Origin of the sequence: Micromonospora sp. NPDC093243 (genome assembly GCF_044753725.1) — a bacterium.
Taxonomy (GTDB): Bacteria; Actinomycetota; Actinomycetes; order Mycobacteriales; family Micromonosporaceae; genus Micromonospora.
Genome location: NZ_JBIVNT010000003.1, coordinates 795,572 through 816,593, shown reverse-complemented (window position 1 = coordinate 816,593; position 21,022 = coordinate 795,572). Strand labels below are relative to the sequence as shown.

The following is a 21,022-nucleotide window of genomic DNA, read 5'->3' as shown; positions in this document are numbered from 1 at the left end:
AGCGACGGGAACGGGCGCAGACGAGAGGGTGGACGATGAGCCAGCAGAGCCCGACGGACCGACCGCTGACCACCGCGTTGGCGGAGGCGGCCACGACCGCCGGCCATGCTCCCTCGGTGCACAACACCCAGCCCTGGCAGTGGCGGGTGCTGCCCGACGCGCTGGAGCTGCGGATGGCCCGCAGTCGGCAGCTCGCCGCCGCCGACCCGGAGGCGCGGCTGCTGGTGCTCAGCTGCGGCATCGCCCTGCACCACGCCCGGATGGCGCTCGCCGCCGAGGGTTGGACCGCGATGGTGGAGCGGCTGCCCGACCCGGCCGAGCCGGAGCTGCTGGCCCGGCTGAGCGGCTTCTCCCGCACCGACCTCGACCCGGACGCGATGCGGCTGGTGCAGTGCATGCAGATCCGGCACACCGACCGCCGCCCGGTGAGCGAGGAGCCGGTGCCCGACAGCGCGATCGAGGAGATCACCCACGCGGTCGCCGCCGAGGGCAGCAGGTTGCAGATCCTCGACTCCGACCAGGTCATGGCGCTGGCCGCCGCCGCCTCGCACGCCGACATCGTCGAGGCGGAGGACCCGGAGACACGCGAGGAGCTGGCGTACTGGACCAGCCGGGCGGGCACCGGCACCGGGCTGCCGCCGGAGGTGCTGCCCGAGCAGGCGCCGCAGACCACCGTCCCGGCCCGCGACTTCGGCCGCTCCGGCAGCCTGCCGGTCGGCCCCGGGCACGACCGCGCGGCCGCGTACGCCCTGCTCTTCGGCGACGAGGACGAGCCGGAGAGCTGGCTGCGCGCTGGCGAGGGACTCTCCGCCGGCTGGCTGACCGCAACCCGGCTCGGCGTCTCGATGGTGCCGCTCAGCGGTGTGGTGGAGGTCGACAGCACCCGGCAGATCCTGCGCGAACTGCTCGCCGGGATCGGCTTCCCGTACCTCGTGCTGCGGCTGGGGATCGCGGACCCGGCGCACGCCGGCCCGCCGCGCACCCCGCGGCTCGCCGCCCACCAGGTGGTGGACACCTCCGCGGTACGCGGCGAGCACGGCTGAGGCGCGTCACCCGGATCCCGGCCGGCGATAACATCGCCCGGTGGCACCCCGCACCCCGCACCCCCGGCCCGAGTCTCGACCGACGCCGTCACTCGGGTTGAGCCCGCTGTCCCGGGTGCACCTCGACGAGCTGCTCCAGGAGATGCTGGACCGGGTCGGCGAGGTGGTCGCCAGCCGGGAACGGCTACGCGCCCTGCTCGACGCCGTGGTCGGCATCGGCACCGACCTCGACCTGCGCAGCACCCTGGGGCGGATCGTGCAGGCCGCCTGCGAGCTGGTCGGCGCCCGCTACGGCGCGCTCGGCGTGGTCGGCCCGGACCGGCTGCTGCACGACTTCATCGTGCACGGCATCTCCCCCGAGCTGCACGCGAAGATCGGAGACCTGCCGCACGGGCGCGGAGTGCTGGGCCTGCTGATCGACGAGCCGCGCCCGCTGCGGATGCCCGACATCACCAAACATCCGCGCTCCTACGGCTTCCCGGCGAACCACCCGCCGATGCACAGCTTCCTGGGCGTGCCGGTACGCATCCGCGAGCGGATCTTCGGCAACCTCTACCTGGCCGAGAAGCAGGACGGCGCGGAGTTCACCGAGGACGACGAGGAGATCGTCGTCGCGCTCGCCGCGGCCGCCGGCGTGGCGATCGAGAACGCCCGGCTCTACGCGCTGGCCCACCGGCGGGAACGTTGGCTGTCGGCCACCGCGGAGATCACCTCGGTGCTGCTCGGTGAGGTGCGCCGCACCGACGCGCTGGCGCTGGTGGCCCGCCGCGCCCGCGAGGTGGCCGAGGCGGAACTCGCCCTGGTGCTGCTCTACGACCCCGAGGCCGAGGCCTTCACGGTCGAGGTGGTCGACGGCGCCGACGAGCCCGCCCGGGCGCTGGTCGGGAGTGTGCTGCCGGCCGCGGAGACCAGCTTCGGCGCGGCCGCCGCCGCCGGCCGCCACGACCAGGTGGACGACCTGGCCCACGCCGCGCCGTGGCCCGCGTTGCTGCGCACCGGGCCCGCGGTGATCGCCCCGCTGACCACCGCCGACACCCTGCACGGGGTGCTGGTGATCGCGCACCGGCCGGAGCGGGGCGGCGCGGCGACCGACGACGATGTGGCCATGCTGGGCAGCTTCGCCGGGCAGGCGGCGCTGGCGATGGAGCGGGCTCGCGGCCAGGAGGAGCGGGAGCTGCTGGTGGTGCTGGAGGACCGCGAGCGGATCGCCCGGGACCTGCACGACGTGGTGATCCAGCGGCTCTTCGCCACCGGCCTGCAACTGCAGAGCGCCGCCCCGATGAGCGCCCGACCCGAGCTGGCCAAGCGGATCAACACCGCGGTCGACGACCTGGACGCCACCATCAAGGACATCCGCCGCACCATCTTCGAGCTGCGTACCCCGATGACCGCCGCGCTGCGCACCGAGATCCGCGAGGCCGTCGAGCTCGCCGCCGAGTCGCTGGGCTTCCGGCCCAGCCTGGAGCTGACCGGGCCGGTCGACAGCGCCGTCCCCGACGCGCTGCGGTCCGAGCTCACCGCCGTGCTGCGGGAGGCGCTGTCCAACGCGGTCCGCCACGCGCAGGCGCACCACGTGGCCGTCGCCGTCCGGGTGGACGCCGGCGAGGTCACCGTCACCGTCACCGACGACGGGGTGGGCTGCGAACCGTCCGCCCCGCGCGGCGGCCTGGTCAACCTGCGCGAACGCGCCGAGCGGCACGGCGGCGAGTTCACGCTGCGGGCGGCGCACCCGCGCGGCACCGAGCTGCGCTGGTCAGCCCCGTTACGCGACTGAGCCGGGCGGCGGCTCGCGGTTGTGGGTTGCCGGGGTGGCCCGCACGAATCGTCGCGCGCCGCGTCGAACCGGCGTGACCGGACGGGTGCGCCAGAGCGAGATACCTCAGCGGCATATTGATGCCCCTGAGGTATATCGCGCGCGCAGGTCGCCGCCGGCGCGCTCAGCGCGAGCGGGGTGACCGACCGTTCCGCGTGCGCTCAGTGGCGCTGGCCGAGCAGGCGGGTGGCGAGCACCGCGGCCTGGGTGCGGCGCTCCAGCCCGAGCTTGGCCAGCACGCTGGAGACGTAGTTCTTCACGGTCTTCTCGGCCAGGAACATCTTCCCGGCGATCTCCCGGTTGGTGAGCCCCTCGGCCACGTACTCCAGGATCCGCCGCTCCTGGTCGGTGAGCGACTTCAGCTCCTGCGGCTGCTCCACCCCGCTGCGGATGCGCTCCAGCACCCGGGTGGTGATCGCCGGGTCGAGCAGCGACTGACCGGCCGCCACCCGGCGTACCGCGTCGACCAGGTCGGTGCCGCGGATCTGCTTGAGCACGTACCCGGCCGCGCCCGCCATGATCGCGGCGAACAACGCCTCGTCGTCCTCGTAGGAGGTGAGGATCAGCCCCTTGATGCTGGAGTCGACGGCGCGGACGTCCCGACACACGTCGATGCCGTTGCCATCGGGCAACCGCGCGTCGAGGATCATCACGTCCGGCCGTAGCGCCGGGATGCGGCGGGTCGCCTCCGGCGCGGAGCCGGACTCGCCGACCACTTCGATGTCGCCGCTGCTGGTCAGCAGGTCGGCAAGGCCACGACGGACGACCTCGTGGTCGTCGAGTAGGAACACCCGGATCATCCCTCGTTTCTACCCGCTGCCCACCGGGTGCCGCACGGGCCGAAGGTCCCGACCCGGCTGGCCTGCGGCGGGTCGGTCGGTCCCGGCCGGTCGGGACGTCCGGCCCTGCCCGCCGTCGGCCGCCCGGGCGCACCGTGGAGCTGCACCACCCGGCCGGCGCATCGTCACCGGCCGCGACGACCAGCTCGGCGAGCCCCGAGGGAGCAGCATCATGGAGACCCGCTACACCGCCGCGCAGCTGCGGGCTGCCGCCGCGGACGCCGTCCGGGCGCCCTCCCTGCACAACACCCAGCCGTGGCGGTTCCGGCTGCGCGACGGCGGGATCGAGGTGCTGGCGGACCCGGCGCGCCGGTTGCCGGCCACCGACCCGAGCGGCTGGGGCGTCCGGATCGCCTGCGGTGCGGCGCTGTTCAACCTGCGGCTCGCGCTCGCCGTGGCGGGCATCCCCGCCTCGGTGCGGCTGCGCCCGTACCCGGCCGAGCCGGACGTGCTGGCCCGGCTGCACCCCGAGACCCCGCGCCGGCCCACCCCCGCCGAACAGGCCTTGTACGCGGCGATTCCCCGCCGGTTCAGCAACCGCGCGCCCTTCTGGCCGGACCCGGTGCCCGCCGACGCCCGTTGGCGGCTCGGCGAGGCGGCCCGCGCCGAACAGTGCTGGCTGGAGCTGCTGATCGGGGTGAGCGCGGTGGCGGCGTTCGCCGAGATCGCCCGCGGCGCCCACCGGGTGCTCGAACGCGACCCGGCATACCGGGCCGAACGCGACGAGTGGGTCCGCGTGACGCCCGCGCCCGACGGAGTGCCGGTCGCCTCCGGCGGCCCACGGGGCGAGCCGCACGACCCGCTGCCGTCCCGCGGCTTCGGCGGGCGGGACCGGGCGCCCGGACGGGACTTCGAACCGGAGCCGCTGGTGGCGGTGCTCGGCTCGGTCGGCAACACGGCGATCGACCAGGTGATCGCCGGGCAGGCGTTGCAGCGGGTGCTGCTCGCCGCGACCGACGCCGGGCTGAGCGCGTCGCTGCTCTCCCAACCGATCGAGGTGCCCACCGCGCGCGAGCAGCTGCGGCTCTCGCTGGGCCGCTTCGGCACCCCGCAGATGGTGCTGCGGATCGGGTACGGCCAACCGGGCTGGCCGACCCCGCGCCGCCCGGTCGACGAGGTGCTCGACCTGCCGGCGCCCTGAGCAGGACCGGCGGAGCCGTGGTGTGTTCCGCCACCGCGGCGGACCGCCCCCGTCGGTCGGCCCGCCGCGCATTCGTCCCGACCGGTCAGCCCCAGACCGGTCAGGCCGCGGGCGTGGCCGCGAGCAGCGCCGCCTCGCGGGTCGGATCCAGGCCGACCGGGGACCGGGCCGGGCGGCCGGCGCGCGGCGGCACGGTGCCCACCTCGCCCAACCACCGCCAGGTGTCGGCGACCGTTTCGGCCAGCGGGCGGCAGGTCAGCCCCGCGGCGTACGCGCGCTCGACGTCGCGCTCCTGCAACCAGCGGTACTCGTGGCCGAGCGGCACCCAGATCGGCAGATCGTTCCAGGGGATCACGCCGGCGGCCAGGATCGGCTCCGGCGCGGTCCAGCGCAGCCGGGCGTCCGAGCCGGTCACCGCGACGCAGGCGTCGAGCAGCTCGCCCATGGTGGCGTGCCCGGTCCGGCTCACCACGTTGAACGCGCCGCCGCGCCCCCGCGCGCCCGCGTCCAGCAGCCAGGCCGCCAGATCGCGCACGTCGATGTACTGCAGCGGCAGGTCGACCGGGCCGGGCGCCAGCACGTCGCCGCCCCGGGCGATCCGCCCGAGCCACCACGGCAGCCGGCCGATGTCCTCCCCGGGGCCGAGGATCAACCCGGCCCGGGCGAGCAGGACCCGCTTGCCGAGGACCTCCCGCAGCGCCCGCTCGGCGCCGGCCTTGTTCCGCGGGTAGTCACCGTCGTCGGCGTCCGCGGCGGCCTCGACCAGCGGCGCGTCCTCGTCCGAGCCCGGCTCGACCGGCTCGGCGTAGACCGAACCGCTGGACACGTACACGTAGTGCCCGACCGATCCGGCCAGCGCGCGGGCCGCGTCGCCGGCGACGCGCGGCGCGCCGTCCCAGGTGTCCACCACCAGGTCCCACTCGCCGCCGGCCAGCGCGGCCAGGCCGCCGGGCGCGGTCCGGTCACCCCGCAGCCGGTGTACGCCTGCCGGCAGCGTCCCGTGCATCCCCCGGTTGAAGACCGTCACCGACAAACCCCGGCGCAGCCCCTCCGCCACCGTCGCGCCGCCCACGAAGCCCGTACCACCCAGCACCAGAAGTCTCATCCGGCCACTGTGCCCGCTGACAGGCGCGGATCGGTGCGATGTTCACGGTGAGCGGATCTGCCGTCGGCAGAACGCCCCCGAAGCCGTCGGCGGCAGGGGGCACAAGCAGAACGGCTCGTCACCGCAGGTCCGGTGACGAGCCGATCGAACTGTCCGTGAAGGTGGTGGGCGATACTGGGTTTGAACCAGTGACCTCTTCCGTGTCAAGGAAGCGCGCTCCCACTGCGCCAATCGCCCGTGGTCACCGCCCACGCCCGGTAAGCCGGGCACATCTCGGGGCGGGTCGCGAGCGGACGACGGGATTCGAACCCGCGACCCTCACCTTGGCAAGGTGATGCGCTACCAGCTGCGCTACGTCCGCGTGCCGCCGGCGTCAGCCGGCGACGGGTGGAACTCTACCCGATGCCAAGATCGCCCGACGCGGCGACCCGGCCGGCCATGGTTGCGCTGCTCAACGGCGGGGTACTGAAGCCCTTCGACAGCGCACCACATCCACATCCCCAGGAGAAGGAGGCTGTCGTGGGTATCGGCACCAGCATCTTCCTGATCGCGGTCGGCGCGATCCTCACCTTCGCGCTCGACGCGAGCCTCGGCGGCATCAACCTCGACGTCGTCGGCTGGATCCTGATGGCAGCCGGCGTGCTCGGTCTCATCATGACCACGCTCGTCTGGGGCCGCCGCCGCGAGGTGGTCACCACCAGCGAGCCGGTCGAGTACCGGCGGGTCGAGGAGCGGCGGGACGTCGCCCCGCCGCTGTGACCCCACGCCGGCCCTCGCCGGTTACACCGAACGCTGACCGCCCGGGCCGGCCACCTCGACCGAGGTGGCCGGCCCGCCGCGCCTGATCGCCCGGCCCGGCGGCCTGGCGTGGCACCGGCCATCCGGCGCCGGCCGCCGCTCAGCGCATCAGCGCGTTGAGCGTGCCGTAGTCGAGGGCGTCCGCCAGCGCGCCGTACGTGCCCGCGCCGAACGCCTCGTCCGCCGCCTTGCGGACGACCGCGTACGCGGCCTCGGCGATCGCCGAGCCGAGGCTCACCCGGGCCACGCCCAGCCGGGCGAACTCCGCGATCGGCGGCGCACCCGGGCCGGCGAGCACGTTCAGCGGGGCCGGGATCGCCCGCACCAGCGCGCCGACGGTCTCCGGGTCGACCACCCCGGGCACGAAGATGCCGTCCGCGCCGGCCGCGAGGTAGGCGGTGGCCCGGGCCACGGTCTCGCCGACGCCCCCGGTGCCGCTGAGGAACGTGTCGATCCGGGCGTTGAGGTAGAGCGGCAGGCCGGCCGCGTCGGCGGCGGCCCGCACGGCGGCGAGCCGGGCGCACTGGTCCGGCAGGTCGCGCAACGGCGTTCCGGCGTCGCGCCGGGCGTCCTCGACGTTCACGCCGACGGCACCGGCGGCGATCACCGCCCGTACGGTCGCGGCGACCTCGTCCGGCGTCGCGCCGAACCCGGACTCGATGTCCGCGGTGACCGGCAGCGGCACCGCGGCGACCAACCGGCGTACGAGGTCGACTGCCGCGTCGCGGCCGAGGACGTCGCCGTCGGCGGCGCCCAGGCTCCAGGCGACGCCGGCGCTGGTGGTGGCCACCGCGCGGGCCCCCGCGGCCGCCACGATCCGGGCGCTCGCGGCGTCCCAGGCGTTGACGAGGACCAGCGGCGCCCCGGGGGTGTGCAGGGATCGGAACAGTTCAGCTCGGGTGTGGTGTTCGCTCACCCGGCAAGTCTCGGCCAGCCCGCGACGCCGCAGTAATGTTTCAGTCCCAGCTGAATCCACCGGGGGTGCCGTGGTCGCGATCGGCCTGTCGGCGGGCGCCGTCGCCCGCATCCGGTTCGCGGTCTCCTGCCTGTGGGAGGTCGTCGCGAGCGTCCGGGTGCTGCGCGACCCCGGGGACCACGCGATCCACCTGCCGTGGGTACGCCGGGTCCGTCCGCAGCTGACCGCCGCCGGACTGGTCGGCCCCGACGGCGGGCTGCTCTGGCAGCTCGTGCCGGCGCCGCCCGGCTACCTGCCCGACTTCCTCACCCCGCCGCCCGCCGGGCTCAACGCGGACCTGGCCGCCGAACTCGACGCCCTGCGCGCCACCCCGGCGGACACTGTCCGGGCCCACCTGGACCTCTGCCCGGGTGACCGCGCCCCGGCCGTCGCCGCCCTGTATGCCGACCCGCCGGCCGGGCTGCGCCGGCTGGCCGAGGAGATCGAGTCGTACTGGCGGATCGCCCTCGCCCCGCAGTGGCCCCGGCTGCGGCTGCTGCTCGACACCGAGATCGCCGCCCGCGCCCGCCGGCTGGCCGAGGACGGCGCGGCCGGGCTTCTCAACGACCTGCATCAGCAGGTCCGCTGGGAGGACGACACGCTGCTGATCGCGCAGCGGCACTGCCTGGCCCCGGACGTTGCGAGCGGGCCGGGTCTGGTGCTGGTCCCCTCGGTCTTCGTCTGGCCGTCGGTGTTGAGCGTCTCCGCCGGGGACGTACCGCAGCTCGCCTATCCGGCCCGTGGCCTCGGCGCGCTCTGGGAGCGCCCGAGCGGCGTCCCGGACGCGCTGGCCGCGGTGATCGGCCGGGGACGTGCCCGGCTGCTCACCGAGCTGGCCTCGCCGGTGAGCACCACGGAGCTGGCCCGGCGCACCGGGATGTCACCTGGCGGGGTCTCCCAGCACCTCACCTCGTTACGCGCGGCCGGTCTGGTGACGACCCACCGGCGGGGCCGGGCACTGCTCAGCTCCCGCACCGACCTCGCCGAGGCGCTGCTCTCCGCCGCCGGCTGAGGCCGCGTATTCCTCGCGACCGGGCGGGAGGCCGAGGACGACGCATTGTCGCTGGTCAGCTGGGTTCGACCCCGCGTTAAGATCCAACTCATGGAGTCCCTCGACACGGTGCTCGCCGCGCACCGGGCCTATCTCCTCGGCTGGAACATCGGCACCGCCGGGGGCCCGGAGCTACTCACCTACCGCAGCGAGGTGCCGCACGCACCCCTGAACGGCGTGCTGCGCGTGACCGGATGTACGCCGCGCGACGCGCTCGTCGAGGCCCGCCACCGCCTGCACGGCGTGCCCCGGATCTGGTGGGCCGGCCCGGACAGCGACCCCGGCACGGCCGAGGCCTTGCTCACCCTCGGCGCGGTCGAGGTCGCCCGCCTGCCGATCATGACCACGACGATCGACCAGGCGACCGTCGCGCCCACGCCGACCGGGCTGCGGATCAGCGAAAGCACCGACCCGCACGAGTTCGTCGCCGCCTACGCCCGGGTCTCCGGAGTCCCACCGGAGGGCGTGCCGGCCGCGATCGACCGGGAGAAGGCGTTCACCGCGGACGGCACCGTGATCAGGCTGGCCGGGCGCTTCGACGACGGACGGATCGCCGGGACGGCGGTCGCCTGGCTCAACCACGGCCTGGTCACGCTCTACTTCGTCGGTACCCAGCCCGAGCACCGCCGCCGGGGCGTCGGCGCCGCGATGACGGCCGCCGCGCTCGACCTGGCCCGCGAGCGGGGCGTACGCACCGCCGCTCTCACCTCGAGCGCCGCCGGTGAGTCGCTCTACGGGCGCCTCGGCTTCCGCACCGTGGGCACGTTCCGGCTGCTGTCGTTCTGACCCGCGGCCGGGGTCACGACTGACGGATCGCCTCGCCGGCGATCTCGATACGCACGTTCTTGCCGACCAGCACGCCGCCGCCCTCCAGCGCGACGTTCCAGAGCAGTCCGTAGTCCTCGCGCTCGATCTCGGCTCGCGCGGTGAACCCGAAGATGTCCTGCCCGTAGGGGTCGCGCCGGGCCCCGCCGTACTCCACCTGAAGATCGACGGGCCGGGTGATGTCCTTGATGGTCAACTCTCCGGTGAGCACGAACCGCCCCGAGGTACGGACCGGCTGCGACGCGAGGTCGACTCCGCCGCGGCGACCCACCAGCCGGTTGCTGCTGCGCAGCCGGGCCCAGTAGAAAATCGAGTCGGTCTGGTCCTGGAGTTTGACCCCGGTGCTGCGATATTCGAGCGTCGGATAGCGCTCCACATCGAGGAAATCGGCGCTCTTCAGGTGCACGTCCCGATCGTCGTGCCCGGTGACGATGCTCGCCGAACGCATGGTGGCGGTCACCGAAGAGCGCAACGGGTCGTCGTCCACGACGATCTGGGCCTCCGCCTCGGTGAACTCGCCACGCACCGGACTCACCATCATGTGCCGGCCGACAAACCCGATCCGCTTGTGCGCCTGGTCGAGCAGATAGGTGCCGGAGGCCGGGACCGTCAGGCCATCCCAGTTCCGCGTGGCGGGACCCGTCATTTTTCTTTGCCTTTCCCTGAACCTCGGGGTCCGTCTGGCTGCCCACGCCGCCACCTGCCGCGATGGCCGTGGACACTCCCCCCGCCCTCAGGATAGGCGTGACGAGATGGCGTCTCTTGAACGGCGACGAGTCGACGTCCACGGGAGTCGCGCTTTCCGGAGAGGATGCCGGATCGCGCCGGATCGCGCCGATCCCCAAGCGAACAAAGGGATTGCGACCCCCGCCGATCAGGGCGCGCGTCGCTCGGCGTCGATGCGGAAAGCCGGTTGCCAACTGTGACGCGGACGCCGGCGTGAAGAATCTCACCCGAATAAGCGGGTCGTTTATAAGCAAATTGAATGGACGACCCGATAGCGCAATCGGCGGTTTCGGCGGACCACCGATAGTGGTCTTGCCGTCACAGCGCCCGTGAGGCGCCAATCGACATCGCATTCTGTTCGGCGTGCGGCGGATGCGTGGGCGCGGAAACCAAAACGGCTCGCTACCGGGTTACCGGTAACGAGCCGTCGTGCTGTGCCTACTGGTGGGCGATACTGGGTTTGAACCAGTGACCTCTTCCGTGTCAAGGAAGCGCGCTCCCACTGCGCCAATCGCCCGCGTCTGTTCGTCTTGCCGAGGTGGGGACGGGATTTGAACCCGCGTACACGGCTTTGCAGGCCGTTGCCTCGCCTCTCGGCCACCCCACCGAGGTTGCCCCCGTCATGCGTGGCGGCAGCTCCGAGCGGACGACGGGATTCGAACCCGCGACCCTCACCTTGGCAAGGTGATGCGCTACCAGCTGCGCTACGTCCGCGTGTCATCGGCGTTTCCCGGTGACGGATGAGAACTCTAGCCGAGCCGCGGAACGGTTGCCAACTCGGGGTGCCTGTCGGCGCGTCCCGTCCCGTTCCGGCCGATTCTTCCGCAGCCCGTGCGGCGAGGCGACTATCCCTATGGCTTCCTAGGAGACTGGTCTGAAGCCCGACGAGCTGGCGACGGGAGGGGGATGCCCAGGCCAGAGCCGGTGAGAAGTGTCCGGCTTCCGACTGTTCTCGCAGCGATTCAGGGCATCACGGTAACTGCCCGTGTTCATCCCGATGGGTTACGGTAACCGTCGTGACGAGACGTGCGGCCGAGATCCGCCTGGATGCCCTGCTGCGCACGGCCTGTGACGTGATCGCGGAACGCGGTCTGGCCAACACTCGGACGGCCGACGTGGCGCAGGCCGCAGGGGTGAGCCAGGCCCTGGTCTTCTACCACTTCGCGACCAAGGAACGGCTGCTCGCCCAGGCCTTCGCGTACGCGGTCGAGCAGGACCTGGCCCGGCTCGACGCGGTGGTCCGCTCCACCGCCCCGCCGCTGACGAAGCTCCGCCGGATCATCAAGCTCTACACCCCGGCCGGGCGCCCGACGTCGTGGTCGATGTGGATCGACGGCTGGTCGGAGTCGCTGCGCACGCCCGAGCTGGAGCGGGTCTCCCGGCGGCTCGACCTGCGATGGCGGGAGGACCTCGCCGAGGTCATCGCCGACGGCGTACGGGAGGGCACCTTCGACTGCGCCGACCCGGCCGGCGCCGCCTGGCGGATCAGTGCGGTGATGGACGGGCTGGCCGTGCAGCTGGCGGTGCACGACCGGGTCATCTCGCGGCGACAGTTCACCGAGTGGGTACGCCTGGTCACCGCCCGGGAGCTGGGGCTGGACCCGACCGAGCTGGACTGAGGCCGCCACCACGGGCGGAGGGGTCGACCGACGCGCGGGCAGGCCGGCTGACCGACCGGTGGATCACGGCTGGTCGACCCGGCACGAAGCGGGCAAAACGGCTCATCCGGCCTCAGTGGCCGGAACAATCGGCGGCATGGACCTGCTGGAGACGTACCGCCGTAGCCTGGCCGAATTCACCGACCGGGTGGACCAGGTGGGCCCCGGGCAGTGGTCGGAGCCGACCCCCTGCCCCGACTGGGACGTCCGGACGCTGGTCAACCACGTGGTCGGCGAGGACCGGTGGAGCGTCCCACTGCTCGCCGGCCGCACCATCGCGGAGGTCGGCGACCGGTTCGACGGCGACCAGCTCGGCGACGACCCGATCGCCGCCGCTCGCGACGCCGCAGCGCAGGCCGAGATCGCCGCCACCCACCCCGGGGCGGTCGAGCGCACCGTGCACCTCTCCGCCGGAGAGACGCCGGCCGCCGAGTACCTGCACCAACTCCTCGCCGAGCACCTCATCCACGGCTGGGACCTCGCCGTCGCCATCGGCGCCGAGCCCCGGCTCGACCCCGACGCGGTCCGCGAGTGCGCGCGCTGGTTCACCGGGCGGATCGGCGACTACCGGCGCGACCAGCTGGTCCGCTCCGAGGTGGAGCTGCCGCCGGGCGCCGACGAGCAGGATCGGCTCCTCGCCGCCTTCGGCCGTGACCCGAACTGGGCCCCCGCCGACTGAACCGGACGCCCTTCACAGGAGGCGGCGGCACGGCGGCATCTCATCCCGCAGTGGCCTGGGCCTTGTCCCCCGACCGAGTGGGCTGGTATCCACAGATGCGCATGCGTCATCGCGCAGCGTGGGGCCGGCAGTGTGCCGGCCATCCCGCTCCCACGAGGAGGTCCTGTGCCACACCCGGAGTGGTCAACCTGGATGAGCCGGCCTAGACGCCGGCTCATTCCCGTCCTGGCGGCGAGCGCGGTGGTCGCCGCCCTGCTGCCCACCGGAGTCGGCGCCGCGGCGCCGGCCGGTGCCGCGTCCGCCGAACGTCGCTCCGGCCCGTTCGCGGAGGGACACCAGCACGCCGACGTCGACAACCGGGCCGGCACGGCGGCCCCGGACGCCCGCCAGCGCGGGCTCGCCCGCCAGGCCGACCCCGATGTCCGGTGGAACCGGCTGGGCACCCCGCACGCGCTCGGCCCGGGCAGTGCTCCGCTCGCCACCGGGCTGCCCGCCGAGCCGGAGGCCGCCGCCCGCGCCTACCTCGCCGACAAGCGCGACCTCTTCGGGCTGGACGCCGCCGCGGTGGCCGAGATGGAGCGAGTGCTGGTGCGCCCGATCGGCAGCGGCGCGGTGGTCACCCTCCGGCAGCGCTTCGGCGACCTGCCCGCCGGGCATGACGGCCTGGTCACCGTCGCGGTCACCGGCGGGAAGGTCATCTCGGTCAGCTCCTCGCTCGCCCGGGACTCCGCGGCCCCCGCGCCGGCCACCCTCACCGAGGAGCAGGCGTACGCGGCCGCGCTCGCCGACGCCGGGCTGGACTCCGCCGGCGTGGCCAGTCACAGTGTCCGCGCGGTCGCCGTACCCACCCCGTTGGAGGGTCCGCGCAGCGCCTACGAGGTCACCCTCATCGGATCGGACACCGACCACCCGGCGGCGTTCACCACGTACGTCGACGGGATCACCGGGCGGGTGCTGGTCCGCGAGGACCTGGTCGACTTCGACTCGGACAATCCGAGCTGGGCGGTCTTCCCGGCCACCCCGCCGCGGGATCTCGGCCCGGGCCAGGACCCGCGGGTCCGCTGGTGCGGCGACCCCGCGCCGGGCTGCCAGGCCGCGTTCCGCGACCCGGCCAGCGGCCAGCCGTGGGACGTCGACCTGGCCACCGGCACGCCGACCTTCACCTCGCGCGGCAACTCCGCCAACAACGTGGTCTCCTGGGGCGCCGGCACTCCGGCCGTACCGGCCACGCCCAGCCCGGAGCGGCGCTACGAGTACCCGTTCACCGACCAGTGGCACCAGTCGAAGTGCAACCCGGAGGTCTTCACCTCCGCGCAGCGCAACGACGCGGACGCCGCGATCAGCAACCTCTTCGCCATGCACAACCGGATGCACGACTGGGCGTACCAGTTGGGCTTCACCGAGTCGGCCTGGAACCTGCAGGCGGTCAACCTGACCCCGGACGGCCTGGGCAACGACGCCGAGCAGGGTCGGGCCCAGCAGGGTGCGCTCAGCGGCAACCGGAACAACGCCAACCAGGGCACGCCGCGCGACGGCCTGCCGCCCACCACGAACATGTACCTGTGGCAGCCGCAGGCCGGCGGGCCCTACCCGCCCTGCGTCGACGGCGACTACGACATGACGGTGATCGGCCACGAGTACACCCACGCGATCAGCAACCGGATGATCGCCGGCCCGGACAGCGGGATCGGCGGCCACCAGGGCGGGTCGATGGGTGAGTCGTGGAGCGACCTGCTCGCCGCCGAGTACCTGTTCCAGCACAACCTGCGCGCCCCCGGCGAGACGCCGTTCATCATCGGCGGCTACGTCACCGGCAACCTGGTCAGCGGCATCCGCAACTACGACCTCAGCCGCAGCCCGCTGAACTACTCCGACGTCGGCTACAACACCGGCGGCCCGGCCGTGCACGCCGACGGGGAGATCTGGGGTGCCACCAACTACCGCGTCCGCTCCGCCCTGGTGAAGCGGTACGGCCTCGGCACGCCCCAGCGGCAGCTGGAGTGCGCGCAGGGCAAGGTGGCCGCGGACAAGTGCCCGGGCAACCGGCGTTGGTCGCAGCTGGTCTTCGACTCGTTCCTGCTGCAGGCGGCGAGCCAGGTCAGCATGCTCGACATGCGCGACAACATGCTGACCGCCGACCAGCTCCGCTTCGGCGGCGCGAACCAGGACCTGATCTGGGCCGAGTTCGCCCGCTCCGGGATGGGCCGGGACGCCGTCACCAACGGCGCCGCGGACACCGACCCGACGCCGAGCTTCGCCGCGCCGCAGGGCGGCAACGCGACGTTCACCCTCCGCCCCCGCGGGGACAGCGCCGAGGCGCCGATCCGGCTCTACGTCGGGGAGTACGAGGCTCGGGCGACGCCGATCGCGGACACCGACCCGGCTACCCCGCTGCCGGACACGGTGGAGCTGGTGGCCGGCACGTACGACCTGCTCGCGGTGGCACCCGGGTTCGGGCACCAGCGGCTCAGTGTGGTCGCCAAGGCCGATCGTGACGGCTACATCGACCTGCGGATGAGCCGCAACCTCGCCTCGACGGCCTCCGGCGCCACGATCAGCGGCGACGGGGTCAACCTGGACCGGCTCGGCGACGACACCGAGGCGACGAACTGGGCCGCGCTGGACGGGGTGACCGGCAAGCAGGTCACCGTGGCGCTGCCCGGGGACGCGCCGCAGGTGGTGAAGCGGGTGAACGTCAGCGCCATGCTGCGCCCGGCGATCACCGGCGACGCCGACGCCGGCAGTCAGAACGCGCTCAGCGCGCTGCGGTCGTTCGCGGTGCTGGCCTGCAACGCGAAGACGACCGACTGCGCGAACCCGGCGAACTTCCGGCGGATCCACACCAGCGCGACGGACGCCTTCCCAGGCGGGGCGTACCGGGCGTACACCCGGGACATCAACCTGCGTTCGTTCCCGGTGCCCACCACCCTCGCCACCCACCTGCGGCTGGAGGTGCTGGACAGCCAGTGCACGGGCGGTCCCGCGTACGCCGGTGAGCAGGACAACGACCCGGCGACCACGACCGACTGCGCGACCGCCAGCCCGGCGCGCGACCAGGTCCGCATCGCCGAGTTCCAGGCGTTCTCGAAGTGACGCCCGCCGGGGTCGGCCACGGCCGGCCCCGGCGGCACAGCTCGCGCCGGCCCGGGCGGATTCCGCCCGGGCCGGCGGCCGTTCACCAGCGGACGGGTTCCCGGCGGCGGTAGCCGCCAGGGCTGGGCCACCGGCCGTCCGACACCGCCTCGTCCTCGTCCGCAGCGCCGGACGTGCGGGTCAGGTGCCGCAGCCGCAGCAGCAGACCCAGCCCGAGGGAGAGCAGCAGCCCGCCGAGCAGGAAGGCGGCCTGCACCGTCCCGAAGCCCCCGGACCCGGACACCGGCCGGCCCGCTCCGGCCGCCGGTTCCGCGGCCAGCGGCTCCTCGCTCGCCGCGGTCTCCTCGTCGCCCCCCGCGGTCGCCGGCTCGGTCGGCTCGGCCACGCTCTCGGTCGGTTCCGGTGCCGACTTGCTCGGCGTCGCCTCGGCGCCGACCACGGTCCGGCTGGCGGCCTGCCGGGAGAGCAGCCGCAGCCGGGCGTCGTACGCCTCCGCGGCGAGGGTGACCCGGCCGCGGCCGATGTCCTCGGCGAAGGCCACCCGGTAGTGGGCGGTGACCGTCCGGCCCGGACAGAGCGTGCCCGGGTCGAGTTGACGGTCGGTCAGCCGGGCCACGTCGCCGTCGGTGCGGATCTGGAACGGGAACGACCCGTCCTCCTCCACCCGGTCCACCTTCACCTGGTCCAGCCGGATGTCCTGCACGGTGAGTACGAGCGACCAGCGCACCTTCACGCAGCCGCCGTCGGTGCGGGAGACCACGGCGGAGACGGTGCGGACCTCGCCGCCGGCGGTGAACCGCTCCGGCAGACCGCTCAGCCGGGTGCTGAAGGCGGCCTGCGCCGGCCCGGCCTGGGCGAGCGCCGCCCCGGTAACGCAGGCCAGCACCACCCCGAGCCGCAGCGCGTACCGCCACACGATCACCACCGCCTCACTTCTCCTCGTCCCTCCCGGGAACGCTAGGAGCACGGGGGTGGGCGGGCCAGACGGGTGTCTTCGCACCGGTCGCCAAGGAGAAGGGCTGATATCACCGAGCGTGGTGAACCGGTCACCCGACACTCCCGCCACGCGAGTGAAACGCCGTGGGAGAGAATCGCCGGATGCCCGAACTCTCCAGCGCCTTCGTCCGGCTGCACGCCCGGCTCACCCCGGTGGCGTTCGTTCCGGAGGTGCGACTGCACCAGGCGGACGAGCCCATCGGGCTCTGGGAGTTGACCGAGGGTGAGTTCAGCAGCGACCGCCCGCCGCCGTTCTGGGCCTTCGCCTGGGCCGGCGGCCAGGCGCTCGCCCGCTACGTGACCGACCACCCGGAGCTGGTCGCCGAGCGCCGGGTGCTCGACCTCGCCTCCGGCTCCGGCCTGGTCGCCATCGCCGCCGCCCGGGCCGGCGCGGCCACCGTCCGCGCCGTCGAGGTGGACGAGCTGGCGGTGGCCGCTGTGGCGCTCAACGCCGAGGCCAACGCGGTACGCGTCGACGCCGAGTTCGCCGACATCCTCGACGGCGACGCCGGCGACGCGCAGGTGGTGCTCGCCGGGGACGTCTTCTACAGCCAGGCGATGGCCAACCGGGTGCTGCGGTTCCTGCTGCGCGCCGCCCGCGCCGGGGCGCTGGTGCTGGTCGGCGACCCCGGCCGGGCGTTCCTGCCCCGGGACCGCTTCGACGAACTGGCGGTCTACGACGTGCCGGTCCCGCCGGCGTTGGAGACCGTACGGGTGAAGCGCACCACGGTCTGGCAGCTGCGGCCCGGCCTGCCGAAGGCCGCCGACTAGCGTGTCGGCGTGCTGTTCCGCAGCTGGGCGCAGGTCGCCGACACCAGGTGGCCGGACGTGGCCCGGGTGGCGGACCACGTCGGCGTGGAGCATCTCGTGGTCACCCGGCACGCGCTGGTCCGCCAGGTGCTCACCGATCCGGTCACCTTCCGGCCGGACAACGCGCTCGACGCGGTGACCCCGATGCCGGTGACGGCGCTGCGGGTGCTGGCCGGGCACCGGTTCCGGCTGCCGCCGACGCTGGCGAACAACTCCGGGGCCAGCCATCCGGAGATCCGGGCGATCGTCGCCGACGCGCTGCACCCCGCCCGGGTCGCCGCGCAGCGTCCCTGGCTCACCGCGCTGGTCCGGGAGCGGGTCACCCGGCTGAGCGCGACGCTCGACGCCGGCCAGTCGGTCGACCTCTACGCGGAACTCGCCGCCGACCTGCCACTGCTGGTGTTGGCCCGGCTGGTCGAGCTGCCGGACGCGCCGGTCGGTGCGGTCAAGGAGTTCGCCCGGGCGGCCCTGGAGCTGTTCTGGGCGCCGCTGGACGCCGACCGGCAACTGGCGCTCGCCACCGAGGTCGGGCGGTTCCACGGGGTGCTCCGCGACTTCGCGGCGACCGGCGGCGGACTGGCCGCCCAGCTGCGCGCGGTCGGGCATTCGCCGGACGTGGTCGTCGGCGCGCTCTTCTTCCTGCTGGTGGCCGGGCAGGAGACCACCTCGCAGTTCCTCACCCTGCTGCTGCACCGGCTGGCCGGCGAGCCCGCGGTGCGGGCCGGGCTGCGCGCCGGCGAGGTCGCGGTCGCCGACGTGGTCGAGGAGGGGCTGCGGCTCGAACCGCCGATCGTCACCTGGCGCCGCGTCGCGGCGGTGGACACCACGTTGGGTGGTACGGCGGTGCCGGCCGGCAGCAGCGTCGTGCTCTGGCTGGGCCGGGCCGGCCGCGATCCGGCGACCGTCGACGCGCCCGACGAGTTCCGCCCCGGCCAGCGCGGTTCACGCCGGCACCTGGCGTTCGGGGCCGGCGCGCACCGCTGCGTCGGCGACGTGCTGGCCCGGATGGAGGCGGCCGTGGTGGTGGCCGAGGCCGCGCCGCTGCTGGACGGAGTGACAGTCATCCGACCGCCGTGGTGCCCGGACAACCTCACCTTCCGGATGCCCGACGCCTTCGTCGTCCGCCGGGTCGGCGCGACCGAGCGACCGCCACCATCGCCACGGCCCCGGCCGGCCAACGCGGGCCCAGCCGGCGCGAGCAGCCAGCCGAGCGGACCCGACACCAGGCACGCGCTCCTGTCGAACTGCCCCATATTTGAGTAGGTGGCCGACCCAGCAGGAGACGGGGCAGCACCCGAAGCTGGTCCGACGCAACGGCCCATCCCGGCACGGCCAGGACCCGACGCGGCAGCCAGCCGGCGCTCGCGACACCGGCGCGATCCGACGCGGCGGCCCCGACAGCGGCCGCGATCCGACGCGGCGGCCACCCGGCGGCCCCGAAAACGGCCGCGATCCGACGCGGCGGGCACCCGGCGGCCCCGAAACCGGCCCAGATTTGGGGCAGGTCGACAGCGCGGCGGCGCCTCGACCCGGCTCGCATCGCGAACGAGCGAACGAGCGAACGAGCGAACGAGCGAACGAGCGAACGAGCGAACGAGCGAACGAGCGAACGGAGACGGCGGCAGCCCTCGACCCGGCCCTGGGCTGACGAAAGTCAGGGTGCCGTGGTGCCGTTCGGGCACGGCGGGACGGCGGCCCGCTCGCCTAGCGTCGGCGCATGATCACACTACGTGGGTTGACGAAACGGTTCGGTGGGACGACCGCGGTCGACGACCTGACCGTCGACATCGCGCCCGGCCGGGTCACCGGCTTCCTCGGCCCGAACGGGGCCGGCAAGTCCACCACCATGCGGATGGTCCTCGGCCTGGACCGGCCCAGCGCCGGGCAGGCGTTGGTCGGCGGCCGGCCGTACCGGGAGCTGCGGCACCCGCTGTACGAGGTGGGGGCGCTGCTCGACGCGACGGCGATCCACCCGGCCCGCTCCGGCCGGGCGCACCTGCTGGCGATGGCACGCAGCAACGGCATCCCGGCCCGCCGCGTCGACGAGGTGCTCGCCGCGGTCGGGTTGGACGACCGCGCCGCGGCCAAGCCGGGGCGCACCCTCTCGCTCGGCATGGGCCAGCGGCTCGGCATCGCCGGCGCGCTGCTCGGCGACCCGGCGGTGCTGATGTTCGACGAGCCGGTGAACGGGCTCGACCCGGACGGGGTGCGCTGGGTCCGGCAGCTGATGCGGTCCCTGGCCGGGCAGGGGCGCACCGTCTTCGTCTCCAGTCACCTGATGAGCGAGGTGCAGCTCACCGCCGACCAACTGGTCGTCATCGGCCGGGGGCGGCTGCTCGCCGACGCGCCCGTCGACGAGGTGGTCGCGGGCAGGCCGGTCGCGGTCCGGGTCCGCAGCCCCCACCCCGACGGGCTGGCCGCGCTCGCCGGACGGCTCACCGCCATCGGGGCCGGCGTCGACGCGACCGGCCCGGACGAGCTGACCGTCACCGGCGCCGGCGTCGACCGGGTCGGTGACCTGGCGTACGAGCTGGGGCTGCGGCTGCACGAACTCAGCCCGCAGGGTGCCTCGCTCGAGGAGGCCTTCATGGAACTCACCGCCGACAGCGTCGAGTACGCCGGCGTACCGACCGGAAGCGAGGCCGCCCGATGAGCAGCACCCTCACCCGCACCCGACCCACCACCCGTCCCACCGGGCCGGCCGGGTTCGCCGGCTTCGGCGGCACGGTCGCCGCCGAGTGGACCAAGCTCTGGTCGGTGCGCAGCACCTGGTGGACGCTGCTCGCGGCGGTGGTGCTGACCGCGGCCGCCGCCGGACAACTGGCGATCTACGCGGCCAACGCGAACACCAACGACGACCCGGCCGACGACGCCGGGATCGTCACCGTCGGGCACATCGTCATCGGCTCGATGGAGCTGACCCAGTACGCCGTGCTGGCGCTCGGGCTGCTCGCCATCACCAGCGAGTTCACCAGCGGCACCATCCGTACGACGCTGCGCTGCACGCCGTCGCGCGGGCGCGTACTGCTGGCCAAGGCCGTGGTGACCGGGACCGTGACGTTCGTGGTCGGGCTGCTGGTCGGCGGTATCGGCGCGCTGGTCGCCCGGCCGGTGCTCGGCGAGTGGGGCACCGCCCCGGCGGCCGGCACGGCACGGGACGTGCTCGCGGTCGCCGGTTACCTGGCGCTGATCGGGGTGCTGGCGCTCGGCCTGGGCGCCGCCCTGCGCAGCGCGGTGCTCACATTGACCGTGCTGGTCGCCGTCCTGATGATCGTGCCGCTCTCGCTCCAGGAGCCGGACATCACCGTGCTCAACCGGGTCGCGGACGGCTTCCCCGGGGTGGCCGGCGGACACTTCCTGGCCGGCGACGCCGACCCCTATCCGGCCGTCGTGGGGCTGTTGCTGCTCGCCGGCTGGGCGCTCGCCGCGCTCGTGCTCGGCCGGGCCGCGCTGCGCCGCCGAGACGCCTGAATCCCCTCGGGCCCGGGGC

At 74.0% G+C, this 21,022-nt stretch carries 17 protein-coding genes, 5 tRNA genes and 1 pseudogene; 13 read left to right on the top strand and 10 right to left on the bottom strand.

The genetic code is table 11. The annotated features are described in order from the left end of the window. Positions 1 to 35 precede the first annotated feature (35 nt). Positions 36 to 1,043 (top strand): Acg family FMN-binding oxidoreductase, encoded by a 1,008-nt coding sequence (locus ACIP9D_RS13400; RefSeq protein ID WP_350875329.1) that lies wholly within the window; start codon positions 36 to 38, stop codon positions 1,041 to 1,043. 97 nt (positions 1,044 to 1,140) lie between these two features. After that, positions 1,141 to 2,817: a GAF domain-containing protein gene (locus ACIP9D_RS13395; RefSeq protein ID WP_400449916.1), complete on the top strand. Its 1,677-nt coding sequence runs from the start codon at positions 1,141 to 1,143 to the stop codon at positions 2,815 to 2,817. Between the two features lie 200 nt (positions 2,818 to 3,017). On the opposite strand, the gene ACIP9D_RS13390 is transcribed toward ACIP9D_RS13395, so the two are convergent. Beyond that, positions 3,018 to 3,656 (bottom strand): response regulator transcription factor, encoded by a 639-nt coding sequence (locus tag ACIP9D_RS13390; protein WP_350875327.1) that lies wholly within the window; start codon positions 3,654 to 3,656, stop codon positions 3,018 to 3,020. A gap of 211 nt (positions 3,657 to 3,867) precedes the next feature. Here ACIP9D_RS13390 and ACIP9D_RS13385 point away from each other — a divergent pair, with 211 nt between their 5' ends. Continuing rightward, entirely contained in the window at positions 3,868 to 4,836 is a 969-nt protein-coding gene (locus ACIP9D_RS13385) for an Acg family FMN-binding oxidoreductase (RefSeq protein ID WP_350875325.1), read from the top strand. Positions 4,837 to 4,936: 100 nt separating this feature from the next. On the opposite strand, the gene ACIP9D_RS13380 is transcribed toward ACIP9D_RS13385, so the two are convergent. From ACIP9D_RS13380 to ACIP9D_RS13370, 3 genes are all read right to left on the bottom strand, one after another. Beyond that, positions 4,937 to 5,941, bottom strand: coding sequence for an NAD-dependent epimerase/dehydratase family protein (locus ACIP9D_RS13380; RefSeq protein ID WP_350875323.1), 1,005 nt, complete (start codon positions 5,939 to 5,941; stop codon positions 4,937 to 4,939). 162 nt (positions 5,942 to 6,103) lie between these two features. Next, a tRNA-Val gene (locus ACIP9D_RS13375) sits at positions 6,104 to 6,178 on the bottom strand. 51 nt (positions 6,179 to 6,229) lie between these two features. Next, a tRNA-Gly gene (locus ACIP9D_RS13370) sits at positions 6,230 to 6,302 on the bottom strand. A gap of 158 nt (positions 6,303 to 6,460) precedes the next feature. Between ACIP9D_RS13370 and ACIP9D_RS13365 the strand changes: the two genes are divergently transcribed. After that, entirely contained in the window at positions 6,461 to 6,700 is a 240-nt protein-coding gene (locus ACIP9D_RS13365) for a DUF6458 family protein (RefSeq protein WP_396698150.1), read from the top strand. Between the two features lie 139 nt (positions 6,701 to 6,839). Here the strand turns inward: ACIP9D_RS13365 and ACIP9D_RS13360 are convergent, their stop codons facing one another. Continuing rightward, on the bottom strand, positions 6,840 to 7,655 hold the full coding sequence (locus tag ACIP9D_RS13360; protein WP_350875319.1) for an isocitrate lyase/phosphoenolpyruvate mutase family protein: 816 nt from the start codon (positions 7,653 to 7,655) through the stop codon (positions 6,840 to 6,842). A gap of 70 nt (positions 7,656 to 7,725) precedes the next feature. Here ACIP9D_RS13360 and ACIP9D_RS13355 point away from each other — a divergent pair, with 70 nt between their 5' ends. Continuing rightward, complete coding sequence (locus ACIP9D_RS13355) at positions 7,726 to 8,706, top strand: DUF5937 family protein (protein ID WP_350875317.1); 981 nt, start codon at positions 7,726 to 7,728, stop codon at positions 8,704 to 8,706. A gap of 90 nt (positions 8,707 to 8,796) precedes the next feature. Then, complete coding sequence (locus tag ACIP9D_RS13350) at positions 8,797 to 9,531, top strand: GNAT family N-acetyltransferase (RefSeq protein WP_350875315.1); 735 nt, start codon at positions 8,797 to 8,799, stop codon at positions 9,529 to 9,531. Between the two features lie 13 nt (positions 9,532 to 9,544). On the opposite strand, the gene ACIP9D_RS13345 is transcribed toward ACIP9D_RS13350, so the two are convergent. The 4 genes from ACIP9D_RS13345 to ACIP9D_RS13330 all read right to left on the bottom strand — a co-directional run bounded on the left by ACIP9D_RS13345 (position 9,545) and on the right by ACIP9D_RS13330 (position 11,010). After that, positions 9,545 to 10,216: a YceI family protein gene (locus tag ACIP9D_RS13345; RefSeq protein ID WP_350875314.1), complete on the bottom strand. Its 672-nt coding sequence runs from the start codon at positions 10,214 to 10,216 to the stop codon at positions 9,545 to 9,547. A 522-nt stretch (positions 10,217 to 10,738) separates the two neighbouring features. Further along, positions 10,739 to 10,813 (bottom strand) — tRNA-Val (locus ACIP9D_RS13340). Between the two features lie 19 nt (positions 10,814 to 10,832). After that, positions 10,833 to 10,903, bottom strand: a tRNA-Cys gene (locus tag ACIP9D_RS13335). A gap of 34 nt (positions 10,904 to 10,937) precedes the next feature. After that, a tRNA-Gly gene (locus ACIP9D_RS13330) sits at positions 10,938 to 11,010 on the bottom strand. A 302-nt stretch (positions 11,011 to 11,312) separates the two neighbouring features. Here ACIP9D_RS13330 and ACIP9D_RS13325 point away from each other — a divergent pair. The 3 genes from ACIP9D_RS13325 to ACIP9D_RS13315 all read left to right on the top strand — a co-directional run bounded on the left by ACIP9D_RS13325 (position 11,313) and on the right by ACIP9D_RS13315 (position 15,726). After that, positions 11,313 to 11,915, top strand: coding sequence for a TetR/AcrR family transcriptional regulator (locus ACIP9D_RS13325; RefSeq protein WP_350875312.1), 603 nt, complete (start codon positions 11,313 to 11,315; stop codon positions 11,913 to 11,915). Positions 11,916 to 12,051: 136 nt separating this feature from the next. Continuing rightward, positions 12,052 to 12,633: a TIGR03086 family metal-binding protein gene (locus tag ACIP9D_RS13320; protein WP_350875310.1), complete on the top strand. Its 582-nt coding sequence runs from the start codon at positions 12,052 to 12,054 to the stop codon at positions 12,631 to 12,633. 192 nt (positions 12,634 to 12,825) lie between these two features. Next, a complete protein-coding gene (locus ACIP9D_RS13315; protein WP_350875308.1) occupies positions 12,826 to 15,726 on the top strand; it encodes a M36 family metallopeptidase in 2,901 nt (966 codons plus the stop codon). 82 nt (positions 15,727 to 15,808) lie between these two features. Here ACIP9D_RS13315 and ACIP9D_RS13310 read toward each other — a convergent pair whose 3' ends face one another. Continuing rightward, positions 15,809 to 16,651, bottom strand: coding sequence for a hypothetical protein (locus tag ACIP9D_RS13310; protein WP_350875306.1), 843 nt, complete (start codon positions 16,649 to 16,651; stop codon positions 15,809 to 15,811). 173 nt (positions 16,652 to 16,824) lie between these two features. Between ACIP9D_RS13310 and ACIP9D_RS13305 the strand changes: the two genes are divergently transcribed. The 4 genes and pseudogenes from ACIP9D_RS13305 (at position 16,825) to ACIP9D_RS13290 (ending at position 21,003) form a co-directional block, all read left to right on the top strand. Beyond that, positions 16,825 to 17,493, top strand: a complete 669-nt coding sequence (locus ACIP9D_RS13305; RefSeq protein WP_350875304.1) for a 50S ribosomal protein L11 methyltransferase — start codon at positions 16,825 to 16,827, stop codon at positions 17,491 to 17,493. 1 nt (position 17,494) lies between these two features. Next, a pseudogene (locus ACIP9D_RS13300) lies at positions 17,495 to 18,660 on the top strand (cytochrome P450); the annotation flags it as partial. Between the two features lie 589 nt (positions 18,661 to 19,249). Further along, positions 19,250 to 20,185, top strand: coding sequence for an ATP-binding cassette domain-containing protein (locus tag ACIP9D_RS13295; protein WP_350875302.1), 936 nt, complete (start codon positions 19,250 to 19,252; stop codon positions 20,183 to 20,185). Continuing rightward, entirely contained in the window at positions 20,182 to 21,003 is an 822-nt protein-coding gene (locus tag ACIP9D_RS13290; RefSeq protein ID WP_350875300.1) for an ABC transporter permease subunit, read from the top strand. Before ACIP9D_RS13295 ends, ACIP9D_RS13290 begins: the two co-directional genes overlap by 4 nt. Positions 21,004 to 21,022 lie beyond the last annotated feature (19 nt).

Bases quoted from the DNA above. Each gene is read 5' to 3' on its own strand.
- ACIP9D_RS13380 (WP_350875323.1), bottom strand. From the start codon at position 5,941: ATGAGACTTCTGGTGCTGGGTGGTACGGGCTTCGTGGGCGGCGCGACG.
- ACIP9D_RS13290 (WP_350875300.1), top strand. From the start codon at position 20,182: ATGAGCAGCACCCTCACCCGCACCCGACCCACCACCCGTCCCACCGGG.
- ACIP9D_RS13345 (WP_350875314.1), bottom strand. From the start codon at position 10,216: ATGACGGGTCCCGCCACGCGGAACTGGGATGGCCTGACGGTCCCGGCC.
- ACIP9D_RS13315 (WP_350875308.1), top strand. From the start codon at position 12,826: ATGAGCCGGCCTAGACGCCGGCTCATTCCCGTCCTGGCGGCGAGCGCG.
- ACIP9D_RS13295 (WP_350875302.1), top strand. From the start codon at position 19,250: ATGATCACACTACGTGGGTTGACGAAACGGTTCGGTGGGACGACCGCG.
- ACIP9D_RS13385 (WP_350875325.1), top strand. From the start codon at position 3,868: ATGGAGACCCGCTACACCGCCGCGCAGCTGCGGGCTGCCGCCGCGGAC.
- ACIP9D_RS13400 (WP_350875329.1), top strand. From the start codon at position 36: ATGAGCCAGCAGAGCCCGACGGACCGACCGCTGACCACCGCGTTGGCG.
- ACIP9D_RS13390 (WP_350875327.1), bottom strand. From the start codon at position 3,656: ATGATCCGGGTGTTCCTACTCGACGACCACGAGGTCGTCCGTCGTGGC.
- ACIP9D_RS13350 (WP_350875315.1), top strand. From the start codon at position 8,797: ATGGAGTCCCTCGACACGGTGCTCGCCGCGCACCGGGCCTATCTCCTC.
- ACIP9D_RS13320 (WP_350875310.1), top strand. From the start codon at position 12,052: ATGGACCTGCTGGAGACGTACCGCCGTAGCCTGGCCGAATTCACCGAC.
- ACIP9D_RS13305 (WP_350875304.1), top strand. From the start codon at position 16,825: ATGCCCGAACTCTCCAGCGCCTTCGTCCGGCTGCACGCCCGGCTCACC.